General features: G+C 38.3%; 1 rRNA gene. It reads right to left on the bottom strand.

What is annotated here, in order from left to right:
* Positions 1 to 4 precede the first annotated feature (4 nt).
* Positions 5 to 119: ribosomal RNA gene (gene rrf, locus H5115_RS20050) — 5S ribosomal RNA — on the bottom strand.
* Positions 120 to 269: the final 150 nt, after the last annotated feature.

Here is a 269-nt window from a genome sequence, read left to right as displayed (position 1 = left end):
TGAAGCCTGGTAATGTCCTACTTTCACATAGCAAATGCTACACTATCATCGGCGCTGTTTCGTTTCACTACTGAGTTCGGCATGGAGTCAGGTGGGTCCAAAACGCTATTGTCACCAAGCAAATTTGGGCGTTAATTCGTATTTCTACGCACTAACTGAATTTGGAAAATATCTGATAATATTTTTTAAGTCTTTCAGTAAATATCTACTTTAGTCATATTAACTTCTGTCAAACTGTCGCATAAAACGCGTTTGGCGTTGTATGGTTA

Origin of the sequence: Pseudoalteromonas sp. SR44-2, assembly GCF_014163745.1 — a bacterium.
Taxonomy (GTDB): Bacteria; Pseudomonadota; Gammaproteobacteria; order Enterobacterales; family Alteromonadaceae; genus Pseudoalteromonas; species Pseudoalteromonas distincta.
Note: the sequence above shows the minus strand (reverse complement) of the source record. Positions and strands in the feature narration are given on the sequence as shown.